General features: G+C 55.0%; 24 protein-coding genes. 14 read left to right on the top strand and 10 right to left on the bottom strand.

The window, feature by feature from the left end; genetic code table 11:
- Positions 1-11: 11 nt before the first annotated feature.
- From GOV45_RS20495 to GOV45_RS20485, 3 genes are read right to left on the bottom strand one after another with little or no spacing between them, the layout of a single operon-like run.
- The gene (locus tag GOV45_RS20495; RefSeq protein ID WP_170481514.1) at positions 12-671 is read right to left on the bottom strand and encodes a DsbA family protein; all 660 of its coding nucleotides are present in this window, start codon (positions 669-671) and stop codon (positions 12-14) included.
- Positions 668-1,090, bottom strand: a complete 423-nt coding sequence (locus GOV45_RS20490; RefSeq protein WP_170481511.1) for a disulfide bond formation protein B — start codon at positions 1,088-1,090, stop codon at positions 668-670. The genes GOV45_RS20495 and GOV45_RS20490 overlap by 4 nt, the downstream gene beginning before the upstream one ends.
- A gap of 5 nt (positions 1,091-1,095) precedes the next feature.
- Positions 1,096-1,695: an SCO family protein gene (locus GOV45_RS20485; RefSeq protein ID WP_254448063.1), complete on the bottom strand. Its 600-nt coding sequence runs from the start codon at positions 1,693-1,695 to the stop codon at positions 1,096-1,098.
- A 177-nt stretch (positions 1,696-1,872) separates the two neighbouring features.
- Here GOV45_RS20485 and GOV45_RS20480 point away from each other — a divergent pair, with 177 nt between their 5' ends.
- Both GOV45_RS20480 and GOV45_RS20475 read left to right on the top strand, forming a co-directional pair.
- Positions 1,873-2,301, top strand: a complete 429-nt coding sequence (locus tag GOV45_RS20480) for a MerR family transcriptional regulator (RefSeq protein WP_170481508.1) — start codon at positions 1,873-1,875, stop codon at positions 2,299-2,301.
- Between the two features lie 97 nt (positions 2,302-2,398).
- Positions 2,399-3,160 (top strand): transglutaminase-like domain-containing protein, encoded by a 762-nt coding sequence (locus tag GOV45_RS20475; RefSeq protein ID WP_170481505.1) that lies wholly within the window; start codon positions 2,399-2,401, stop codon positions 3,158-3,160.
- Positions 3,161-3,358: 198 nt separating this feature from the next.
- Here GOV45_RS20475 and phnE read toward each other — a convergent pair whose 3' ends face one another.
- The 4 genes from phnE to GOV45_RS20455 are packed head-to-tail and all read right to left on the bottom strand — an operon-like array spanning position 3,359 to position 7,582.
- Complete coding sequence (gene phnE / locus GOV45_RS20470; protein ID WP_170481503.1) at positions 3,359-4,102, bottom strand: phosphonate ABC transporter, permease protein PhnE; 744 nt, start codon at positions 4,100-4,102, stop codon at positions 3,359-3,361.
- Positions 4,102-4,872, bottom strand: coding sequence for a phosphonate ABC transporter ATP-binding protein (locus GOV45_RS20465; protein WP_170481500.1), 771 nt, complete (start codon positions 4,870-4,872; stop codon positions 4,102-4,104). The genes phnE and GOV45_RS20465 overlap by 1 nt, the downstream gene beginning before the upstream one ends.
- A complete protein-coding gene (locus GOV45_RS20460) occupies positions 4,869-5,729 on the bottom strand; it encodes a phosphate/phosphite/phosphonate ABC transporter substrate-binding protein (RefSeq protein ID WP_170481497.1) in 861 nt (286 codons plus the stop codon). The genes GOV45_RS20465 and GOV45_RS20460 overlap by 4 nt, the downstream gene beginning before the upstream one ends.
- Positions 5,729-7,582 carry a cytochrome c peroxidase gene (locus tag GOV45_RS20455; protein WP_170481494.1) on the bottom strand — a complete coding sequence of 618 codons (1,854 nt, stop codon included), beginning with the start codon at positions 7,580-7,582 and terminating at the stop codon, positions 5,729-5,731. The genes GOV45_RS20460 and GOV45_RS20455 overlap by 1 nt, the downstream gene beginning before the upstream one ends.
- Before the next feature lie 116 nt (positions 7,583-7,698).
- Here GOV45_RS20455 and mntR point away from each other — a divergent pair, with 116 nt between their 5' ends.
- Both mntR and GOV45_RS20445 read left to right on the top strand, forming a co-directional pair.
- Positions 7,699-8,151 (top strand): manganese-binding transcriptional regulator MntR, encoded by a 453-nt coding sequence (mntR, locus tag GOV45_RS20450; protein WP_170481491.1) that lies wholly within the window; start codon positions 7,699-7,701, stop codon positions 8,149-8,151.
- 468 nt (positions 8,152-8,619) lie between these two features.
- Positions 8,620-9,117 carry a L,D-transpeptidase family protein gene (locus GOV45_RS20445; protein WP_170481488.1) on the top strand — a complete coding sequence of 166 codons (498 nt, stop codon included), beginning with the start codon at positions 8,620-8,622 and terminating at the stop codon, positions 9,115-9,117.
- A 417-nt stretch (positions 9,118-9,534) separates the two neighbouring features.
- On the opposite strand, the gene GOV45_RS20440 is transcribed toward GOV45_RS20445, so the two are convergent.
- The 3 genes from GOV45_RS20440 to GOV45_RS20430 all read right to left on the bottom strand — a co-directional run bounded on the left by GOV45_RS20440 (position 9,535) and on the right by GOV45_RS20430 (position 13,031).
- The gene (locus GOV45_RS20440; protein WP_170481485.1) at positions 9,535-10,488 is read right to left on the bottom strand and encodes a LuxR family transcriptional regulator; all 954 of its coding nucleotides are present in this window, start codon (positions 10,486-10,488) and stop codon (positions 9,535-9,537) included.
- Between the two features lie 187 nt (positions 10,489-10,675).
- Positions 10,676-11,941 (bottom strand): helix-turn-helix domain-containing protein, encoded by a 1,266-nt coding sequence (locus GOV45_RS20435; RefSeq protein ID WP_170481482.1) that lies wholly within the window; start codon positions 11,939-11,941, stop codon positions 10,676-10,678.
- A 367-nt stretch (positions 11,942-12,308) separates the two neighbouring features.
- Positions 12,309-13,031 carry a hypothetical protein gene (locus tag GOV45_RS20430; protein ID WP_170481479.1) on the bottom strand — a complete coding sequence of 241 codons (723 nt, stop codon included), beginning with the start codon at positions 13,029-13,031 and terminating at the stop codon, positions 12,309-12,311.
- A 155-nt stretch (positions 13,032-13,186) separates the two neighbouring features.
- Between GOV45_RS20430 and GOV45_RS20425 the strand changes: the two genes are divergently transcribed.
- From GOV45_RS20425 to GOV45_RS20380, 10 genes are all read left to right on the top strand, one after another.
- Positions 13,187-13,543 (top strand): hypothetical protein, encoded by a 357-nt coding sequence (locus GOV45_RS20425; protein ID WP_170474374.1) that lies wholly within the window; start codon positions 13,187-13,189, stop codon positions 13,541-13,543.
- A 48-nt stretch (positions 13,544-13,591) separates the two neighbouring features.
- Complete coding sequence (locus GOV45_RS20420; protein WP_170474371.1) at positions 13,592-14,005, top strand: thermonuclease family protein; 414 nt, start codon at positions 13,592-13,594, stop codon at positions 14,003-14,005.
- Positions 14,006-14,478: 473 nt separating this feature from the next.
- Positions 14,479-15,366 carry a lytic transglycosylase domain-containing protein gene (locus tag GOV45_RS23730; RefSeq protein WP_437436533.1) on the top strand — a complete coding sequence of 296 codons (888 nt, stop codon included), beginning with the start codon at positions 14,479-14,481 and terminating at the stop codon, positions 15,364-15,366.
- A complete protein-coding gene (locus GOV45_RS20410) occupies positions 15,363-15,644 on the top strand; it encodes a hypothetical protein (RefSeq protein WP_170481476.1) in 282 nt (93 codons plus the stop codon). The genes GOV45_RS23730 and GOV45_RS20410 overlap by 4 nt, the downstream gene beginning before the upstream one ends.
- 3 nt (positions 15,645-15,647) lie before the next feature.
- Positions 15,648-15,926 carry a VirB3 family type IV secretion system protein gene (locus GOV45_RS20405; RefSeq protein ID WP_170481473.1) on the top strand — a complete coding sequence of 93 codons (279 nt, stop codon included), beginning with the start codon at positions 15,648-15,650 and terminating at the stop codon, positions 15,924-15,926.
- Positions 15,901-18,285 (top strand): hypothetical protein, encoded by a 2,385-nt coding sequence (locus tag GOV45_RS20400; RefSeq protein ID WP_170481470.1) that lies wholly within the window; start codon positions 15,901-15,903, stop codon positions 18,283-18,285. The genes GOV45_RS20405 and GOV45_RS20400 overlap by 26 nt, the downstream gene beginning before the upstream one ends.
- Positions 18,282-18,419, top strand: coding sequence for a hypothetical protein (locus GOV45_RS20395; protein WP_170481467.1), 138 nt, complete (start codon positions 18,282-18,284; stop codon positions 18,417-18,419). Before GOV45_RS20400 ends, GOV45_RS20395 begins: the two co-directional genes overlap by 4 nt.
- Positions 18,419-19,165 carry a type IV secretion system protein gene (locus GOV45_RS20390; RefSeq protein ID WP_170481464.1) on the top strand — a complete coding sequence of 249 codons (747 nt, stop codon included), beginning with the start codon at positions 18,419-18,421 and terminating at the stop codon, positions 19,163-19,165. The genes GOV45_RS20395 and GOV45_RS20390 overlap by 1 nt, the downstream gene beginning before the upstream one ends.
- Entirely contained in the window at positions 19,162-19,662 is a 501-nt protein-coding gene (locus GOV45_RS20385) for a hypothetical protein (protein WP_170481461.1), read from the top strand. Before GOV45_RS20390 ends, GOV45_RS20385 begins: the two co-directional genes overlap by 4 nt.
- Positions 19,659-20,711, top strand: coding sequence for a type IV secretion system protein (locus GOV45_RS20380; RefSeq protein ID WP_170481458.1), 1,053 nt, complete (start codon positions 19,659-19,661; stop codon positions 20,709-20,711). Before GOV45_RS20385 ends, GOV45_RS20380 begins: the two co-directional genes overlap by 4 nt.
- Positions 20,712-20,734 lie beyond the last annotated feature (23 nt).

The raw sequence follows: 20,734 nt of genomic DNA, 5'->3' as shown, positions 1-20,734 counted from the left end.
CTCGCTACTGCTCAGCTTTGCAGTTCTGCAACTTCTGCAGCTACCAGGCGTCTCAATTCAGCCTCACCAAACGGATCCAGAGATTTGCCATTGACGAAGAATGTCGGAGTTTGCCGTATACCGACCGCTTCGACATCAGCGCGATCCTGATTGAGAACACCGACTGTCTGGGGTGCGAGCATTTGGGCCTGCGCGGCCTCGGCATCCAGTCCCGCTGCTGCTGCAATTCGAATAATAAGACCAGGCTCAGGCGCACCATGCGCGGCCCATTTGGGCTGCTCTCGCAACACGGCTTCCAGCACTGGCTCAAAGACCCCCTGCATGCGTGCCGCTTCAAGCACGCGGATCGCCTCTTCTGAGCCTTCGCCATGGAAAGGGGTGTACCGGATCACAACCCGCACGAGGTTTCCATGCTGTGCCATGATGTCCTTCACGACCGGATGAAAGGCACGGCAGGCTTCACAAGCCGGATCGAAAAATTCGACGATTGTAACCGGTGCGTCCTTAGGGCCAAGAACAGGCGAATAAGAACGGATAAGCGTTTCAGCGATTTCGGGTGCGACGGGCTCGGTATTGCCTGAAGCAGCCGGACGGTTCACGTACCAGGTGGCGGCTCCGAAACCGGCACCACCGAATGCGAGAACGAACAAAATCATGCCACGTCTGTTCATACTTGTTTCTCCTTGAGTGAAAGGGCGCACAGAACGCCGATTAGCGCGAATGAAACGAGCGCCATCAGCGGAATCGGGACGCCCAAAACGGTTTGATTTGCGTCCGTGCAGGACGGACCACTAGCTGAGCATGGTTGGATTTTTTCGGGGATCAGACCGGCATATAGGCCCATGTGCCACAAGGCGACAGCGGTGCCTCCCAATGCCAGAACTATTCCGTATCGGCCCACGTTCTGGTCCTGCCACCAGAGGCCAAGCCCCAGTACTATCGCCAATGGGAACATGAAAGCGCGCTGGAACCAGCAAAGCACGCAGGGCGTCTGCCCCAAGACCTCTCCAATGAACAGAACAGAAAGAGACGCAACCAGGGCAAGCGCCCAGGCCAGGCCGAGAAGAGTATCTTTGGAAAACCGGGGCATAGCTATCAGAGTCTCTGTTCCAGATCCGCAAGAATTTCTTCGGCAGGCGTGCCATATGACCAGGACTGAACGAATTCAGTGTCCTCATTGAACAGAAACAATTGAGAGGTATGCCCCATCGTATACCCGTCCTGTGCAGCGGTTTGTTCGATCCGTTCGTAGAATATCGGAAAGGTCCTAGACGTTTGCGCAATCTGTTCTGGCGTGCCTGTAAGCCCAATGATCCCCGCATCGAAAAGTGGTACATACTCGGCCAGGACGGCCGGAGTGTCGCGTTCGGGGTCAATTGAAATGAAGATGGGTTGCACTTGGTTTGATTGATTTCCCAGGCTTTCCTGCACTGCTGCTACCTCAGACAGTGTTGTCGGGCATACGTCCGGGCAGTTTGTGAACCCAAAAAACACCAACATCCATTTGCCCGCAAAGTCGTTCTGAGTACGAACAACGCCAGAATGATCTGTCAGTTCGAACCTGGCTTCGAACGGAACAGACCCCTCCTCCATCCGCGCAGGTCTATATTCTGACCACAGCATCAGATAGCCAAATGCCGCCGTTGCGACACCAGCCAGTACCCACAAGAACTTCTGAAATCCGGTTAGTTTCAAAGTTAGCCGCCCGCCTGTGATTCTTGGTTCAGAACGGCATGTACACCCTCTACCTGCTAGAGGTTCAAAAGGGATTTCGAGCCTGCGGCTGGGTGTCACAGGTCCACCGGCCGGAAGGTACTATTGTGCGGTGCCGATCGGAACCTACATAAGCTGTAACTTTTCACGGAGACCCAGATGCTGACGATCGGAACGCTCGGAAAAAAGACCGGAACCAAGGTTCAGACGATCCGCTACTACGAGCAGATCGGACTTATGCCGGAACCGGGGCGCACCGAAGGTGGCCAGAGGCGCTACGGCCATGCCGAACTGGATCGCCTTGCATTCATCCGTCATTCCCGCCAATTGGGGTTTTCGCTTGAGGCGATACGCGAACTGCTTGATTTGTCCGACGATCCGGATCGCCCATGTCATGAAGCCGACAGTATCGCGCGTCGACAACTCAAACAGATTGAGCAAAGAATGGCGCGGCTAGAAGCATTGCGGACCGAGCTAAAGCGCATGGTGCGTGAATGCAGTGGCGGCAACACCTCAGATTGTCGCGTTCTGGAAGTTCTACGCGATCATTCCGAATGTCTTACTGATCACGAAGACATCGGCGCGTAACTCCGGGCAGCGTTGTTGCGAACTGGAATTAGCCTGTTGAAGCTATAGTTACTATAGCAATTAAAAGTCTTTCTGAGTTGATTCTACGAGAGACCAAATGCTGAACCGCGACCCGTTGCTAACCTCCACACCACTGCTTGATTTTGAAACGCCCGCAATTTCGGGTCTCATAACGGAACGGCGCTGGCCCGATCTGCCTGTCTTGGATCGAATTGGCGCTATCTATGATTTCGTGCGTAACGAGATTGCCTTTGGTTACAACCGTGCAGACGATATCCCGGCATCAGAGGTACTCGCCAATGGCTATGGGCAATGCAATACCAAGGGCACTCTCCTGATGGCGCTGTTTCGCGGCAGCGGTATCCGATGCCGTTTGCATGGCTTTACGATCCACAAAGAGTTGCAGAGAGGTGTGGTTCCCGAGCTTTTCTATCCGATGGCGCCGACGGAGATTGTGCATTCATGGGTTGAAGTCGAAGCAGAAGGTACGTGGCTAAAGCTGGAAGGCTTTATTCTGGATGAGCTCTTCTTACGCGTGTTGCAGCAGACATTTCCCAAAACAGAAAGCCTGTGTGGGTATGGTGTGGGGACGGATTGCCTGAGCGATCCCCAGGTCGAATGGGAAGGCCGTGACACATACATTCAAAGAAACGGCATCGTGCAGGATTTTGGGGTCTTTGACTCGCCTGACTCCTTTTATGTCCGTCACAGGCAGAACTTTGGCTTTTTCCGTGAACTGATGTACCGAGTCGTCGTGAGGCATTGGATGAACGCTCGTGTCAGAGCACTACGCACTGGCAGGCTGGTTGCAAATGTTTCGGCAACACATTCCCATGGCAACTCCGGTGAATCCGCTTGAACGCTAGATTGGCACCAAGAATTTTCCTCAACGCAGGCGATTTTCAATCTAGCAAGCTTGAGGTCATAACAAACCAGCATGAGGGTGTGTGTAGCAGACTACACCGGCCCGGTTTCAAGCAAAGCATCCAACCTTCAACCGCGATGGAAGAAAAGGAAAGACACGAGCCTATTCTTTGGAGAATTGGGAAATTCCGGCTTAGTTGAACCGTTTTTGCAAGGCCGTATTCAGCGCCTCTGACAATAAAACCAGAACAATGATTGCCAACGTCACGGTCGCAGCCTTTTCATACTGAAACGACCGTACATAGGTTTGCACATACAACCCGATGCCACCAGCACCGACAATGCCCAGTATCAGGCTTTCGCGCAGATTTAGCTCAAACCGAAATACGGTATCGCGCATGATCACAGGCGCCATCTGCGGCCAGATCGCCCAACGCAACTGTTGAATTCTGTTGGCTCCCGCGCTTTCAAGCGCCGCCACTGGAGCGATAGCAACGTTGTCGATGGCTTCTGCATAAAACTTTGCCAACATGCCAGTCGCGTGAAATGTGATTGCCAGAATACCGGGAAGTGGACCCAACCCAACAGCGCCCACCATTAGCATAGCGACCAGGATCAGCGGGATCGACCGGATAACCGCCAGTAAGGCGCGGACGGGGCGCCAAATTGTTGGTGACACCATAGTTTCAGAGGCCAGAACGGCCAGTCCCGAGGACAGGATTACGGCGAACAGTGTTCCCAGAATGGCGATCCTCAGTGTCTCGGCCAGCCCCGTCAGAACCTCGCGCCAAACGGACAGGTCAGGTGGGAGCATGCGCCCCAGAAACTCTGCCAGACGGGGGCCCGCGCCTGGTAGCTTGCCCAATCCCATATCCCCGCTGGTCAGCGACCATAGGATCGCCAGTGCCAGCATGACCCAAATGACAGATCGACCCATCAACTGACTACACGCAGCTCCGGTGTGAAACCGGCGCCGTGATACAGTTCATCGATGTCCCCGCTGGTCAATTGTGCCGCCGGTTTGTCAAACAATATCACGCCATTTCGCAAGCCTATGATACGCTCTGCAAAGCGGCGCGAGAGGTCTGGCTGATGTGAACTGAAAATGACGCCGATTCCGCGGCTACGTGCAGAGCTTGTGATCAGGCTCAGAATGCGTTCGGCGTGAGCAGGGTCCAAATTGCTGACGGGCTCATCCGCAAGGATCAACTCGGGTTCTTGCGCCAGACATCTGGCAATCGCCACACGCTGCCGTTGTCCACCGGACAACTGGTCGGCACGGCGGCTTGCCAGATCGGACAGCCCCGTATCCTGAAGTGCGCGTGTCACGCATATGTGGTCCTCTTCCCGGAACCGACCCCAGAGTGAGGACCAGGTATTCATCCGGCCCATCCGACCGTTCATCACATTCTGATAGACACTCTGCCGATCAACCAATGCGAATTCCTGGAAGACAAAGCCAGTATTGGCACGGTACTCGCGGGATGGAATTCCTGTTGCCGAAAGTGGCTTGCCCAGCACCTGTGCCTCGCCCCGCCATCCACTCAAACGACCATCCAACAACGCCAGCATCGTTGATTTGCCCGCACCCGATGGGCCGAGTAGCGCAACGCTTTCACCGGGCTGCACCGACAGTGACACATCCGCAAGCGCCGCCGCGTCGGCAAAGTGCTGCGAAACCGCGTTGAGTGAAACTATAGGGTTCATTTCAGAAACCCATACCGCCGCGCAGTCTCGCGCACGCCCTCGTAAACCGATGGATCAGCAGGGAGATAGCCGTCCGGGCCATAGAGGTAAGCCAGTAGGTGACGATTCTCACTCTCGTTGAGGCGCAGCATGGTTTCAATGAACTTTGCCTGCAGCCCGGCGTCCAGATCAGGGCGGGCTATGATTGCGTGGCTGGGAATTTGTTCTGATTCCGCCAGCACCTTGACCTCGGCCTGCTGATCCGGGGTCAGATAGAGATCGGCATACTGGCTCGCGCCCGCCGCATCGACCAGTCCGTTGGCCATGGCCTGCATCGCTTGCTGATAACCACCCGCAAAGAATTTCTGCCCGAAAAATCTGTCGGCATCGCCCGTACCCGAGAGCAGCCCGGCGCGCACAAACAGATCAAGCGGATAGATGTAACCGGATTCCGAGACCGGATCGGAAAAGGCGATGTCACGTCCCCGGAGATCGGCCAGCGTTTCGATTCCGCTGTCACGCCGCACGAAGACCCGGCCCGAATAGCTGGGTTGCCCGCGATAAACCTCGGACAAGAGCGGCACGGCGCCAATCTGGTCCTCGGCCAACACAAAAGGCAACGCTCCCATGAACGAGATATCGGCATCACCGTTGCGCAGCGCCTCAACGGCGGCAGCGTGGTCGAACGTGACAAACCCCGTGACCGGGACGCCCATCTGCTCGGAAAGCCAGCCGGTGATGACGTTGATGTCACCCAATAGCTTTTCGGGGTTCTCCTGCGGGATGAAGGCCAGCTTCAGCTCCTGATCAGTTACAGCCATTACGGGCAGGGCTGCAGATGCGGCTGCAGCGACCAAAAAATTGCGACGCGACAACATCAGAACATCCTCTCGTCAATTTCAGCCTGCATGGCCTTGAACAGTTCCCACTGGCGGATGGCTTCGGTCCAGTTTCCTTCGGCGCTGGCATCGCCAACCGCTCGCAGGATCGCGGCGAATTCGTAGATTTCAGTCTTGGCATTCTGATTGACCATGACACTGGCATCCGCCGCCAGATCAGGAGCTACCGTGTCGATCAGAACCGCTATGTTTTCGGCATCCTGCATCGGCAGCAGGGTATCGAGCGTGCTGGCGAATGTTGTCAGTTCTTCCCAGGACAAGCGGAATACGCTGTTGCGGCCCTCGAATACTTGATAGGGTTCTTCACCGTCTCCAACAGCTTCGACATAGGCCGTCAGATCTGCGCGCTGTGCTTCGTCCAACCCCAAATTTTTGGTGTCATTGAACCAGTCAACAACGCTGGCCAGCGTCGGCAGCGATCCGTCATGCATGTAAGGTGCAGTGAAATTGACGTTGCGCAGTGTCGGGGTTTCGAACGCGGTAGCCGTGCCGCCGGGGAATGGTGGTTCAGCGCTGCCGATGTCGTAGGTCAGACCATCGCGGAACTGACGGTCAGGCGTGTGACACGAAGCGCAGGAATTGTCACCAAGTCCGGCAAATTTTGTGTTGAATAGCACCTCCCCGCGCTTGGCGTCGTCCGACGCCAGATCGGTCAGCTCGCCGGACCGGTCGATCTTTGGGTTGGGAAGAAAGTCGAACTGTTTGACATAGGCTTCCAGCGCATCCAGTTGGAACGGCGTTGGTTCCTTTCCGGCGAATTCGGTCACAATCACATTTCGGATGAACCGACGCAGGCTGGGTTCGCGCCCGTCGCGACCATAAGGTGCGGTAAAGCGGATGCCACGCATAGAAGGCGTGTCCAAGTGATCATCGGTGCGGTCATTGAACATCGGGTTGAAGAACGACCCGTCCACATCCATGCCGCCCGCGTGCGAGGACAAGCCGGGGATGAAAAAGTCGCGGTTCACATCCGACCGGTTGTGGCAGGTCGAGCAGGCGATCCCCAGCTCACGCGCCGGACCGCCGAAGATTTCGGGGCTGTCGAACAGCATGTCGCCATAAGCCACCAACGGCAGGTTGGCCTCATCTTCGCCAGCTTCTTCGAACTGCAGCACCAGACGCGGAAGCTCTCGTTGATCGGCTATGTTCGAGCCCGGCGGCAGAGTGGCTGGCATTGTGATTTGTTCGCCGGTAAGCATAACTGTTTCAGGCAGCGGTGTTAACTTGTCGCGTTGGGCATACTCGGATGGCAGATAGTTGGCACGAATATAGGCCGCGACAATGGCCTGAGCTTCTGCAAATCGGTCGGCATCCATTGTTTGTGCGCCGTTGCCCAGTACTCCTGCGCTGCCAAGGGTGGAGTTTAGCACCAGCCATGCCCGGCCCAGATCGCGAGCCGCCGATGCATCCCCAGCCTTGATTCCATCTTCGAATGCGCGGAACAGAGCGGCCGCTTGCGCGACCTCGCGTGCCGCTTCAGGCTGACCCAGTGCCGCTTTGGCAGCATCCAGGTGCCTCAGGATCCCGTTTGCGATCGCTGATGTGCTGGCCGCAAACAGCATTTGGCGATTCTCGGAATCCAGTGCCCGGTTGATAGCAAGCGCCTCGTTGTCGGAGACGCGCGATAGGGGAGCGACCTGAACGTCACTGCCAGGGGCAGGCGAGGTCCAACTCCTCTCAATTTCATCCCAGGGAACCGGTGTTAGATTTCCCATGAACAATGTCAGTCGATACGCGGCAGCGCGTGGTGCCCAAGGAGATTCTTCAATCGCCGTGGCATCCGCGATCACTGGCAATGCGCAAAGAAGTGTGGACGCTATTAGGTGCTTCATAGCTCTGTCTATTAAAGTTAGCCTTGTCTAATTTATCGATGAAGGCATGCTCATTGTCAAGTTCGGCTTTCAGGTGCATACACTGGGGAGTAGATTAACGACCTAATCGTGAGCCGATGACCGAAACCACACCGCAAGCTTCAGATCGTAGTATTGACACTCAGGCGAGTGGATTTGAGGCTGTTCGACAGGCCCATCAAAGCGAAATGGTTGAAGACTACGTTGAACTTATCGCGGAGCTGATCCATCAGAATGGCGCGGCGCGCCCGGTCGAAATAGCCGAGCGATTGGGCGTGACCCAACCTACGGTTTCCAAGAATTTGGCTCGTTTGAAACGAGAGGGTTTCATTGAGCAAATACCATACCGCTCACTTCAGCTGACCGATGCCGGACGTCAATTGGCTGAAGCTTGTAGAATGCGTCACCGTATTGTCGTGGAGTTCCTGATCGCCTTGGGTGTTTCACCGGAAGTCGCAGAGCATGACGCTGAAGGTATTGAGCATCATGTAAGTGAAGAAACTCTTGCAGTTTTTAAAGGTTTCGTGAGGCGCACTGATGAAACAAAATAGTAATTGGAAGCTTCAATTATGTTAGCGAAATTTGGTAGATTTAATTTTAGATAGACAGAGATTATCCTAAACTACAGCTTAACAATGAAACTATCTGAGGGTAGGTGGCCCGGCGCGAAACTACGTGGTACCTGAAAATCGATACAGGTGCGGACGTAGTGAACGAACCCTTAGAACAAGAAGCCAATTCGGTAGACGATCTGGCTCACATATTAATCGACGTCAAGATTTCCAGCGGCAAAAACCTGAGTACAGCAGCGATCTCCATACTGAATAGGCGAAAACTGAAAGGTTGCGTAAGAATAACAAATGTCGAAATCAAAGTGTCACTCATTGCACTGCTGACGAGGTGGCCACAACTGATCACTTGGTTTTCGGTTCCTGTCCTAGTGAGATCCAATACACCTTTGTTCAACTGGCCTTTAGTGATATTCTTTTGAAAAAATCAAAATGAGCCGGGCAGTTCCTATGAAAAGACGTTTGTTTCTCTCTGGCTTCATAGCCGCCTTTTTGTCTGGCTGTGCAAGCAAGTTCCGTACTTATAATGGGCCGGTTGTGACTCGGCTTCGGCTATACAAAGGGCAGCGCTTACTTATCCTCGATGGTAGTGAGCGTGTCTTGCGGACTTTTCCGATTGGACTCGGATTTGCCCCCGAAGGTCACAAGCAATTCGAGGGAGACGGGCGAACACCTGAAGGCTCCTATGTAATTGACCGTCGCAATCCCGAAAGCCTTTTCCATCTTTCAATCGGAATCTCTTATCCGAACGAGGCGGATTCTGCGTTTGCCCGAGCTCGGGGTCGTTCTCCGGGCGGTGATATTTTTATCCATGGCGGCCCTCGCCCTGGAATTGATTCCACGAACAAGCGTGACTGGACCGCAGGGTGCGTCGCTGTCACAGATCAGGAGATTGAAGAGATCTACGCTATGGTCAAAGACGGAACGCCAATCGAAATCTATTCATAGAGGGACAGGTTCCAAATAGACAACGATTGCGGATTTGCCTTAGCGCTACGTTGACGGCGTCAGAAGCTATTACTGGAGCTTTCACGGCCAACGCCAGACTCGCTGTTTCGGCGAACGGGTAAGCACCTCCTGTGAAACCACGCTGGGCAAGATCCTCCGGTATATCAGGGCATTGCAGAGATAAGACCTCAATCTCCAATTTTTGGCTGTTCGAACGAAGGTGACAGCGTCTGCTGCCCTCGCGTCTAAGGGCTCTGTAGCCAAGCTTTGAACGTGACGCGTTTTCAGCAGAATAGGAGATTTAGAAACCAGAGTTAGAATGAGCTCTACTACGGTGGCACAGCGGCGTAAGCTAATTTATGTGAATCTTGCACCTGCCAACATTTATTTGAATCAAGCGGTGCGTGTAGGTCAAACTTAGAGAAACCTGATCCACGCGATTTGACCCTGATTGAGCCCAAGTTCTTCAAAGATACTCTCAGCATCCAGACTGAAGTTTTTGGCAATTTCCTGGACCTGAACCGCCTGAAAGCTATCCAAGTTCCGCACCGTTCGACCATCTTCAAAGGTGATCAACTCGTGTGATCTTCCAGACCAACGCACGATCCCGCCGCAAAGGGTCTGTCCTTCAGCATCCGCAAGTTCGGCGACCGGGTCGGCAAAGAAATCGGTCCATTTAAGAATACCTGTGCTGACAGCTCTCGCCACTGCCTGTTCCGTTGTCCGGCACTTGAGTTTTGTGACGATCGAAGACGTCAAAGCATGCACTATTCTGGAGGAGAGCCCCGTCTGGCCAGCAACTACGGATGGGATCAATCCCGATGCGAGCATCTTCAGCACATCCATCTCCTGATCAGATAGAGCGTCCGTGGGAAAGTTGAAGACCGTATCAATTACATCGAGCGCAAGCAGGTGCAGGACCTGAGCCTCATGGCGCAGGGCAGGGAGCATCTTTGCGACCAAGGCGTCCCAATCTGCACGGGTTAGATTGGACGTAACCGTGAAGACGCCGCGCTCACCAAACGGGTTGATTACCGGAATGGAAAGGCCGTTCTGTCCCACACCAAATTTTCTGGCAGCGTCGAATAACGGTGCGTGTTCACGCTGATCATCAAACACAGCCCAATCGATTGGTGCGATCATTGCCGCGCCGAACCGAATGAGTGGATCGACGAGAACCAGGTCGTTGTCGACGTAGTGCCTGACCCATTCGGCTGAAAACGTGGTGCATCCGTGGACAACGTTGTGATGCTTGTCGATATGGGCATAGGAAGCATTTTCAAGTCCAAACCTGGAGCAAATTTCCTGAAGGCGTGCCTCCCCGGTTTGCCTGAAATCCAGTTCAGAATTGCCAATATCCGCGATTTTCATAAGCTGTCTTTCTGTTCCGCGTTGCCGTTGGGGCCGATTAGCAACCTAAAGCTGAGCAAGCCACTCGGGAATTCCCGTAGAAAATCACAGATCTGAATACTGTTCTGTTCTGGAGGCGGAAACAGAGCGAAAACCTGCCGATTAGACACATGAATTGGAGAAGCTGGCGGCGCATAACCCGACACGGCTAAAGTCCGTCTTCCTCCTCCCGGGCTCTTCGCGCCAAAAGCCCCATGAAACTGGAGATCAGGTTCAATTCACCGCGTTCATCAGCCTGCACCATACCGCGCAGATATCCGCCCGGGTTGACAACGGGCGGCAGTTTCGGGTCACTCAGCCTCGCATCCGTGATCACGCCAGCCAGGATCGCCCCCATGTTAGTCAACCGATCAATCGCCGCATGCCAGGCGGAGATATTGGTGCCGATCTCCGAAAGTCGGGACGACACGCCGGTCTCGATTGCATACAGTGTCGGAGAGGAATTCTGATCGCCACCCCCGGCAATATCGATATGCATGCGCAGTTCGGGGGAAGCCAGGTCATACAGGATGCGATTGTTCACCCGAGGCAGTTTTTGGGGCTCTTGTGATATCGGATCCGTCGGACGATTGCTTTCTAAGCAATTCGGAGGGCCGTCAGGCCCGGAGCCAGAAAAATTTGGTTCCGAGGCTTCAACCGAGGGCATTATAACTTCGCCATCGGCGTTACAGGACAGAATTTCTTCTTCAATTTGGTCTTGTAAATGGCACCCGAAACGGGCTTCGGGCCCACCCGAAGTTTCACCGGGTTTTGCGACATGATCTTCGATCCGTTTCCAAAGGTCATGAGCCGCCTGAACATGTGATCTGAGGGCATCCAATGACAGGTATTTTAGCTTGTCAGCGCGCGGCCAGGATTGAAGCTCCTCCATCATGTCTTCCAGGCTTTCAGGAGGGCAGGGGAGTAAGAGAAGCACAGCCAGACTATGTTTGACATATCGGTAAAGCCGTGATCGATCCCCGCGCAGCTCGTCATGCTCTTTCTTCTCAGACTTACTTTGCACGTCCGCTTCGAGCATCTCTGGAATGAGGTTCAGGGCAGGGGTCAGGAAGAGGCCAAGCCCTTTGCGCTTACAGCGCGCCCCATTTGCCCCCAGCCTGCGGTCAATCAATCCAATGGTTTCTAGCTCACGTTCGTGATTATGGATTGTCCGATCTGTCACGCCACGTCCGGCAATCAGTGTTTCCTGGCGCGCGTAGCAAAAGGGTTCCTGGGACGGGTCTCGAAACGCGCAGGGCGAGATCATGTCGATGATGATCTCCAATGTGCGAATACACTGGGCCGATGCGCCCCTGATTTGCGCATAGCGCTCACAGAGTTGCCGAAACCTGTCACGGTTCCAGCCCTCGGGAAGACCGTTGTGGAAGCGTATGTTTTCGTGGTGGCGGGTAGATGCGATCTGCCGAAAGCTCATTGTTTTGGCTTCCTTTGGCAAAAATCAGTGTTGATATCGCGGCTTCGCGGGGCAGGGTGTTCGGAATGGTTCAACGGTCTCATGGTCTGCTTCTCATTGGGGAAGCAAGGCAGGTTGAACCTCAGCGAATAAACACAGAATAACCGTTCGCACAGATGCGTCTATCCTTGTCAGTAATTTTGGAGTTTCCTATAAATCAGGTGATCAAAAGTGACTTAGGAAGATCCCCGCTGAGGCCCCGCCTTGCGGGGGTTTTTTTGTTTTGGGATAAGGGCGTTCCTCTGGCCAAGAAGGCCTGGTTGCCAATGTGGCTGGCGCGTTCACTGGCTTCTGAGGGGCAACGCATTCATCCACTGTGCAAACAACGTCAGTATCGGATGAGCTCGTAGTCGCTGAACCCGAATATGTCGGTCCACTCGACACCAACGCCACGGAAATAGCTGGGAGGTTCACAGCGATTGCCCAGTGGCAGCCAAGGAGGGATTGGGGCAGGAGCGCGCTCGGACCATTGAAAGCTTACGTTGTCGTCATAGCTGCCAACGACCAGATCAAGCGAACGCTCGCAGTCGCCCTCTCGTGAAGGACGGCGATAGCTGTAGTAGCGCACATCCCAAACCCTGATGGACCTCACAACGTCGAAATCGGAAGAGGAAAGATCGACGCTGATTGGCGTGGCTTGGAGACCGTCACCGTATTGGTCGTGAAGTGACGGGATCGCTTCTATCGAGATCGCTGCATCTACCACTAAGGTCTCAGCGGTTTCGTCAGATGGAAGCTCTGGAATAGGACTGGCACTGTTGCGTTTGATGGCGCCCAACCTTTCCATAGGACTCACGCCTGAGGAGCTTTCTGACGCGTTCATCGGACAGCGCCAGAGTTGGAGCGGAGGTTCGACCGGATAGGGTGTGACGCGCCGAATGAACTCCGCCTTGGCAGCGACGCAATCAGGCGAATTTGGCCAACCTCCGGCGAGGCAAAGGAATATAGCGCAGTCAATTGGATAGGCACGAGCCTGCGTGGCTGGCAGTGCAGCGAGTGCAACTGCAAGGGCCTTCGCGCGAGTTCGATTTCCGGATTTTGAGTGTTTCAAGATGGTCTCTCCTGCATGTGAATCGCCTAAGCAATACTCGGCCAATATGCCCCTGACAATCTAATATAGTATATTGGCGTGCTTTCTTATATTGACGTAGATTGTGTTTTAGTCCACAACTTTTGGATGTAGAAGACGGCCCATAGGGGGTCGTCATGGCGGACAACAAGAGACAATACACTGTGGTAACCATCGAGATGGTCCGGGGCCTGAAAGAAGATCAGGTTCCATTTACATGCCGCTACGAATTTATCGGACTCGCTTCCCTTGGACGACCTAAGTACCACTGCATTTATAGCTCTCCGAACTATGTCGGAGCCTTGTGCAAGTCGAAGATCTCTCGAGCGGGTGCTGAGCCCAGGGAGTTCGATCTTTGGCCGGGCCTTTTTAAGCATCACCAGGAATTTGGCGACGGGCGCATTCTCTGCGTCAAATCTGACTACACGATCGAGTCAATCACGCCGGCGGGTCTTGAAGCGGCGCAAGCTCTGGACGCGAAATCTAAAACCTGATCGGTCACGTTCGAGAACCCGGCTTTTCAAAATACTGGGGCAGGGCGCATGAAACGGCTCTTGTTTCTCAGCACTGCGCTCGCGCCTTTGTTCATTGCCGCAGTTTGGATTGAACCAACCAAGCGAACAGAGACACTGAGCGCATCTGAGGTGATCGCCGTTGACGGTGACACAATCGACCATGGTGACGACCGGTATCGGCTTGTTGGGTTTGATGCGCCTGAGACCTACCGGCCGCAGTGCCTTGCGGAAAAGACTCTGGGATTAGAAGCGAAAGCAAGGCTGACAGAGCTCATCCAGTCGGCGGACCAGATAGAGCTGGTCATCCAACCAGATCTGGACGCGCATGACCGCTTCCTAGCGGTTGGGCGTGTCGCTGGGCAGGAGGTCGGGTCCATCCTGATTTCCGAGGGTCTCGCGCGCCCATACTCCGGCGGCAAACGCCGGTCCTGGTGCGGCTGAAGGAAAGGATCAAACAACGATTTAATGACAACAGAACAAAACCACTGAGAAATAAGCAGTCCTGTCGATTGCGCCAACAATCGACAGGACAAGGAACGCCCCAAATCCATCCGGGCATTCCTCCAACATCAAGAGAGAACTGTACTATGGTAAAAACAGTAGTCCTAGATGCCGATCCTAGATCGGACAGCACCGCGCCAGAGTCAATGGGTGCGACCCTAGACAACGTGCCTGCACCTCCGACCACTTAGCGCTGTCTGACGATTTGGGCGAGCGGGACATCCCGACATTCCAGCCAGACCACCCGACTAAGGGATCCGAACCAGACATTGGTTTTTTGCGGCGCCACTGAAGGTTCAGTGCTGTGTCCCTGCACCCTATTTCCAACCGCCCAGATGACCTGATGTCGAACCCCATAATAGTAATTATGTAAACTTTGTTGACCTATTTGGAAGAACGGAAAGGTAATCGCCTTGGCCTTCAAGACTTGGCTGAACTGTATAACAACGAGTGGTGTTCTCCGCGGAGAACTCTCTTCGATGCATGTGGTGCTACACCGAAGAGAGAACGTGGTGAGCTCCAGATGGGGCTGTACCCACCACCTATCCGACTCCGCCAATCAAAGCGAAGCGGCACCATCAAAACTACCCAAGCCAATCCATTCAAAACAACGCGAAATCAAATTCGATCACGGATTTGTTAACCAACTCCTTAGGACGTATTTCGGTCGCTCCACGTCGATTTTCTTGCTGTGGTTTGCGGCGACAAATCCCGCTTTTGGCCAGGTCATCGAGTACGAACCCGATGGCAGCGTGTTCCTGAACGGTGCGCGGGCAGAAATCGTCAATGGCGTCGTTCGTCCGATCCGGATGCGCGAGTACACGCTTGATGAAAAGCCAGAAGCACCAAAACCCAAGCCACAGGAAAAGATCGAGGTCGCGGGCAAGGCACCGCGGCCTCGCAAAGCCTCTGGTGGCTGGTCGCAAGAGCGGATCGTCAAAGAAATCCACGCAGCGGCGGAACGGCATGACGTTCCGGCCGAGTTGTTCATGGCACTGGTCTGGCAAGAAAGCCGGTATCGGGCTGATGCGCTGTCACCGAAAGGTGCCATCGGTTTCGCCCAGCTCATGCCGGGAACGGCGAAAGACCTGGGCGTGAACCCAAAGATCCCTGCAGAAAACCTCGATGGTGGTGCCCGCTATCTGGCGGCGCAGTACCGCGAGTTCGGAACCTGGAAGCTGGCGCTTGCCGCCTACAACGCCGGGCCTCACCGCGTCGTCGAATACGGCGGCGTCCCCCCCTTCACCGAAACCCGCAACTACGTGCGGATCATCCTAAGCAAAGTGAGCACTTCCTCATGAAAAGAACCCACTTCTACCAGCAGATGGCGTTTTTCGCGATCACTGCGTTCATCATCACCGCAGCGCCCGCCTCCGCTGGCTGGCTGCAAGATGCCATTGGCGATTTCATCAACGAGACACTGGCCGACTCGAAGGTCGTTGGCGTCAGCCTTGCCGCTGTCGGCTTCATCTGGGGCTGTCTCGCCTATGTGTTCGGCTGGGGTTCGCTGAAAGGCCCAGTCGTCGCGATTGTTGTCGGTGCTGTTATCGGCCTTGCTGACACCTTCATCGGAGCCTGATTGATGGCTCGCCGCAATACGGTCTTTCGCGGCCTGAGCCGCCCCGCAGAATGGGGCGGCCTACCCGTGATCTATCTGCTGGTGATCCTCGGGATGACCATGCTTTCGTTTTTCATGTTCGGGATAGCGCCAGCAATCATTGCGGGTTTTGTTTTCTACACCGGGCTTCGCCTCTTTTACGAATGGGAACCGGCTTTCTTCCGCGTCCTGTCCGTAACCCTTTCCAAAACTCCGCGCACCAAAAACCGCCAGCATCATGGGGGAGATTACTATAGTGCCTAAGCCTGCTGCCCGAGGCATGTGGACCCTTGCCCGCTCGTTGATCGAGCCGAGCTGGCGCAAGGATGAAATGAGCCTCTTTCAGATGTTGCCGTATGGCTATGTCGTGGACGATGAGGTCATTTCCACACGCAACGGTGGTCTGATCGCCGCTGCAGAAATCACCGGAATCAACGCAAACACGCTGGACGAAAACGAGTTCGAGTTCCTGGCCGAACGGTTTGAACGTGTGTTGCGCACAACACCCAATGAGGTGGCATTTTATGTTCATCGACTGACCGTCCCGGCTGAGACTGGTCATGTCATCACAGATCCAACCGGCTTTGCCGGTGCAGTGGCGCAGGCCATGCGCTCAGCGTCCGTCGATGCAGAGCTGAAAGAACGCAAGATCATCATCAGCGCCATTCTCCAAAAGCGGCAGGATGAGCGGGCAAAACAGATCTTCGGCATGTCGTCTGGAACGATAGACGAGGAACGCCGCGAAATGATCGAACAGCTCGACGGTGTGTTCACGACACTGGCGGGCACGCTGGGCGAGGCCCGGGTGCGCCGGCTGAAGCTCAGCGAGGGGCATTGGCTCGGCTATTATGGAATGCTGTTGAACGGTCGGTATCAGCCGATCATTCACACGAACATTGCAGAACCTATCGCCTTCAACATGCCGCAAGAGGATGTGCTGTTTCAGGGCAAGACCGGCAAACTGGTCACGGGCGACGATCAGCAACGCTCCATCCGTGTGTATTCCCTGAAGAATTACCCAATGGCTTCGTTCCCCGGCATTTTCGACGGGCTGGACCTGCCGGTTGATGTTGTGATTTCGCAATCCTTCCTGCCGATCAGCCGCGCACAGGCGCAGGAAATGGAACGCCGTAAGTCGGGGCAAATGCGCTCGGCAGGCGACAAAGCGAAGTCGCTTGAAGAGGATTTGTCTATTCTGGCGGACGGCATTGCCTCCGGCACCATGTCACTCGGCAAGCACCATTTGTCGATTTGCGTGTTCGGGACAGAGGAAGATCTGAAAACCGCCGAAAAACACATCATCGGTGAAATCCAGATCTCGGGTGGCACAGTGAAACGTGAGGCGATGTCGGCGTGTGCGGTGTATTTCGCGCAGCACCCCGGCAACTTCGCATTCCGTCCCCGTGAAGAACTGATCACGGACCAGAATTTTGCGGACATGGTTGCGTTCCACATGCGGCCTAAAGGGTTGGATGCGGAAAACCTGCCCTGGCCGGGGCCATTGGCGACTTTCCCGACAACGCACGGGGACAGCTACGATGTTTCGCTGCACCTTCCCAAGACCAGTAAAGACCCTGAAAACCTGCCCTCCGGCCACACAATCGTTCTTGGACCGAACGGCTCGGGTAAAACTGTGATCGCGATGCTGCTGGCGACTATGGCGGTGGCACAGGGCGCGCGGATCATCGCTTTTGACAAAGACCGGGCAATGGAAGCTCCGATGCGGGCGCTCGGTGCGCAATACACCCGCGTCCGAGTTGGTGAACCAACAGGCATGAACCCGTTTCAGACCGAGACGGATAAGGCTGGGCAAAGCTGGCTCGCCAATTGGGTCATTGCCCTGTTGAGCTATGACGAACCACTGACCACCGATCAAAAGGATGAAATAACGCGGGCTTGCCAAGCCAATGCCACTTTGCCGCCTGCGCTTCAGAACTTCGATTCACTGGTCGAGCGGTTCAGAGCCTTTTATGATGGCAAAGACCTCTTCAAGCGCGCGAGTGAATGGGCGGGCGACGGGCGGTTGTCGTGGATGTTTGGCGAGGGTGGCACAGATCCTTTTGCCTCTGACGATCGGCATCTTGTGTTCGATATTTCCGAGGTTCTGGATGACGAGTTGGTCCGGTTGGCATGGATCAGCTACGTCATGCGCCAGATCGAGCGCCGTTGTGCCGCGAAAATGCCCACTGTCTTTGTGATTGATGAAGCCTGGGTGATCGCAGGCAACCCCTACGGCGCAGAAATCCTCAAGAACGCTTACACCACGTATCGGAAGCTGAACGTCATGATGATGATGATGACGCAGATCCCCGATCACATCCTGTCATCAGCGGCAAGCAAGTCGATCCTGGAAAACACCAGCACACAGCTCTTGTTCCCCTCTCGATCCGGCAATGAAGCGGATTACCGGGCAATCGGATTGAACGATTCAGAGCTGGGCGCGCTGAGGGCGCATTTTGGCGACCGCGTAATGCTCATGAAGAAAGGTGATGAGAGTGTTTGGCTCGATGTCGATGTCGGCGCTCTCGGCCCGCTTCTCCGTATTCTGAGCGGATCAGACGGAAAATCGTTCCCTAATCCTGACTGGCGAAAAAACCCCATCTTCTGGAAGGAAATCACATGAAAACTCGCCTTGTAATCGCCCTTGTAGTTCTGGCCGCCGTCTCGGCCTGCACCAGCACCTATTCGGGCTATCGCAGCAAATGCGCCTGCGACTTTGAGCGCATGACCCCCCCTGAAAACATGGAGCTTGTCTAATGAGTATTTCAAAGAATTTCCGCACAACCATTGCTGTTTCGGTTCTCGCCGCCCTGCCCGTCATGGCGTCGGCCCAAGGTGTGCCGGTGGTGGACTCTGCGAACATCACGCAGAACGCCGCCAACTCGGCCAAAGAAGTCGCTGAAATGGTCCGCCAGTATGAGCAACTGCTAGAACAGTACGAAAAGCTGGAACAACAGCGGGCGATGCTGGAAAACCAGTTTAACGCCATTTCTGGTCTGACCGACTTTGGAGACTTCAACAGCCGCAGCTTCGAAAAGCTGGCGACTGCCTCTGACACGCTGGGCTATGCGCTCGACGCCGCAGAAGGTGGCATTACGGGCCTGCCCGAAGTCGCCGCACAGGCGATGGAACGCCGTTCCATCAACCTCGGCCTGAATGATGGCATCTTGTCAGAGTTTAGCGGATCGGATGTGCAGGCTCGCCGCATCCTGTCTGAGCGTGGTGGTGCGGGCCTGATGGCCTCGGCCTTGGGTGAGAACGGCTATGATATGGCCGGTCAGCTTGCCGAGGACGCAGAGGAATTGCGCGGTGAAATCGGTCAGCAAGAAGATCTGAAGGATGCAATCGACTACAATACGGCGGTTCTCCTGAAACTCCTGCAAGTTGAAATTGAAATCTTACGTGCAACCTCGGCTAATGCTCTGGCGTCGGGCACGGATCTGGCTGCAACCGCTGCCGATCTTTCGACACTCAGCAACTATGTACGAGGAACCTCACAATGAAACTCCGCTCAACTCTCATCCTGACCATTGCAGCCGCCGCTATTATGTCGGGGGCTGCATCGGCACAGGTGAAGCTGCGCCCATCACCCAAGGTCGATATGCCGTTCGGTGAATATCATAAGTGCCTTGGGTACTCGGGCGCGCGTGAGTACGGTCGTCAATACGTCAAAGACGATCAGGCACGCATGGCCGAAGCGGGCCAATCCGCAGACAAGCAGCCTCTTGTGACCAACTGGTCGGTGGTGATCCTGAATGAACAGGTCATCGCTGCGCACGAGGCCACCATCGAGCAATGCAATCTGCGCAAATCTGGCGAGACCTTCAGCACCGAATGTCCGCTGGGCGGTTTGAGCCGTGAGGACGCGGCCCAAAAGGTCGGAGCTGACCAAGACGAGTTTTGGACCCAACCGTCCGACAATCTTGCCGCGCTGAAGAAAGAGCAACGGACCCGTCTGGAAGCTCTACGCCCTGCAATAGAGGAGGCTTGTGGGCCGTGATCCAAGATTTCGTCAGCTCGATTGAGGCTGCGCTTAATAACTTCTCGCAGCAAGCATACAACAGTCTGGCGGCGGATCTTGCATCCGCCCTCTGGGCAATAGCCGCGCTGATCTTCGTGGCAATGCTGATCAACGGTGTGCTTCAAATCCGGGAAATCGGGTTTGGTGGCTATGTCGGCTGGATCATTCGGGCGACAATCATCATTGGTATGGCTTCTAGCTGGAGCTTCTTTCAGCCCATTTATCAGGGCATTTCGAGCCTCCCAGACACGATTGCCGGAGAATTGACCGGCACAACAAATGTCTGGGAAGCACTCGATGACATTGCGCTTCAGTGTTTCTTGATGGGCCAGCAGGCCATTGAAAACGCAACCTGGGGCCTGAGCATCACCGGGGCTATTCTCTGGGTTGTTGGGGCTGTCATCGTTGCTTTTGGCACCGGCATGGCGCTGATCGCAAAAGGCGGTCTGGCGGTCCTACTGGGTCTAGCGCCTGTTTTCATCGCAACGCTGCTCAGCTCGGCAACAGCCAATATCTTCGCAGCCTGGGCGAAAACGACTGTTGGCCTGATCATGGTCATCGTCGTTCTGACAGGCATCGTTTCTCTTATTCAGGCCCTTTTCAGCTCCGAACTGACCGCTGTTGAGGATGTGAACAACATGGAGGCCAGTGGCAGGTTTTTGGCGATCTGCATTGTGTCAATCGTGATGCTCACGCAGATCCCATCGCTCGCGGGCGGAATGTCGGGTGCAATCGTTTCGGCATCCTCGGGTCTTGCCGTCGCAACAGGTGCCGTCGCTGCCGCAAGAAGTGCATTGGGCACTGCAAGCGACGGTGCAAGGGGTGCAGTAGCCGGTGGGAAAACTGCCGCTGCTATGGCCTCCGCAGCCCGCGACGGGACAGGGGTTCGTGATAGCGCCTCGCGCGCGATGCAGGCGCGTCGGGACATTGCACATAGAGCCCGCAATCAGGATGGGGCGGCTCGTCAGAGCTACGCCGCTGATCGTTATCGGCAGAGCATTCGAGCTGCCCGAGAAAAATCTTCATAAATCGAGGTACAGAGCAAATGTCA

Source organism: Ruegeria arenilitoris, from assembly GCF_013035425.1.
Lineage (GTDB): Bacteria > Pseudomonadota > Alphaproteobacteria > Rhodobacterales > Rhodobacteraceae > Ruegeria > Ruegeria arenilitoris_A.
The sequence above is the reverse complement of the archived record's forward strand: the minus strand, read 5'-3'. Positions and strand labels throughout refer to the sequence as shown.

What these genes read in the sequence shown, in the direction of transcription:
- GOV45_RS20465 (WP_170481500.1), bottom strand. Translation starts at nt 4,872, where the DNA reads ATGAACCCTATAGTTTCACTCAACGCGGTTTCGCAGCACTTTGCCGAC.
- phnE (WP_170481503.1), bottom strand. Translation starts at nt 4,102, where the DNA reads ATGGGTCGATCTGTCATTTGGGTCATGCTGGCACTGGCGATCCTATGG.
- GOV45_RS20460 (WP_170481497.1), bottom strand. Translation starts at nt 5,729, where the DNA reads ATGTTGTCGCGTCGCAATTTTTTGGTCGCTGCAGCCGCATCTGCAGCC.
- GOV45_RS20410 (WP_170481476.1), top strand. Translation starts at nt 15,363, where the DNA reads ATGAAAAGAACCCACTTCTACCAGCAGATGGCGTTTTTCGCGATCACT.
- GOV45_RS20425 (WP_170474374.1), top strand. Translation starts at nt 13,187, where the DNA reads ATGGCGGACAACAAGAGACAATACACTGTGGTAACCATCGAGATGGTC.
- GOV45_RS20495 (WP_170481514.1), bottom strand. Translation starts at nt 671, where the DNA reads ATGAACAGACGTGGCATGATTTTGTTCGTTCTCGCATTCGGTGGTGCC.
- GOV45_RS20440 (WP_170481485.1), bottom strand. Translation starts at nt 10,488, where the DNA reads ATGAAAATCGCGGATATTGGCAATTCTGAACTGGATTTCAGGCAAACC.
- GOV45_RS20455 (WP_170481494.1), bottom strand. Translation starts at nt 7,582, where the DNA reads ATGAAGCACCTAATAGCGTCCACACTTCTTTGCGCATTGCCAGTGATC.
- GOV45_RS20420 (WP_170474371.1), top strand. Translation starts at nt 13,592, where the DNA reads ATGAAACGGCTCTTGTTTCTCAGCACTGCGCTCGCGCCTTTGTTCATT.
- GOV45_RS20480 (WP_170481508.1), top strand. Translation starts at nt 1,873, where the DNA reads ATGCTGACGATCGGAACGCTCGGAAAAAAGACCGGAACCAAGGTTCAG.
- GOV45_RS20445 (WP_170481488.1), top strand. Translation starts at nt 8,620, where the DNA reads ATGAAAAGACGTTTGTTTCTCTCTGGCTTCATAGCCGCCTTTTTGTCT.
- GOV45_RS20435 (WP_170481482.1), bottom strand. Translation starts at nt 11,941, where the DNA reads ATGAGCTTTCGGCAGATCGCATCTACCCGCCACCACGAAAACATACGC.
- GOV45_RS20385 (WP_170481461.1), top strand. Translation starts at nt 19,162, where the DNA reads ATGAAACTCCGCTCAACTCTCATCCTGACCATTGCAGCCGCCGCTATT.
- GOV45_RS20490 (WP_170481511.1), bottom strand. Translation starts at nt 1,090, where the DNA reads ATGCCCCGGTTTTCCAAAGATACTCTTCTCGGCCTGGCCTGGGCGCTT.
- GOV45_RS20405 (WP_170481473.1), top strand. Translation starts at nt 15,648, where the DNA reads ATGGCTCGCCGCAATACGGTCTTTCGCGGCCTGAGCCGCCCCGCAGAA.
- GOV45_RS20390 (WP_170481464.1), top strand. Translation starts at nt 18,419, where the DNA reads ATGAGTATTTCAAAGAATTTCCGCACAACCATTGCTGTTTCGGTTCTC.
- GOV45_RS20400 (WP_170481470.1), top strand. Translation starts at nt 15,901, where the DNA reads ATGGGGGAGATTACTATAGTGCCTAAGCCTGCTGCCCGAGGCATGTGG.
- GOV45_RS20395 (WP_170481467.1), top strand. Translation starts at nt 18,282, where the DNA reads ATGAAAACTCGCCTTGTAATCGCCCTTGTAGTTCTGGCCGCCGTCTCG.
- GOV45_RS20475 (WP_170481505.1), top strand. Translation starts at nt 2,399, where the DNA reads ATGCTGAACCGCGACCCGTTGCTAACCTCCACACCACTGCTTGATTTT.
- mntR (WP_170481491.1), top strand. Translation starts at nt 7,699, where the DNA reads ATGACCGAAACCACACCGCAAGCTTCAGATCGTAGTATTGACACTCAG.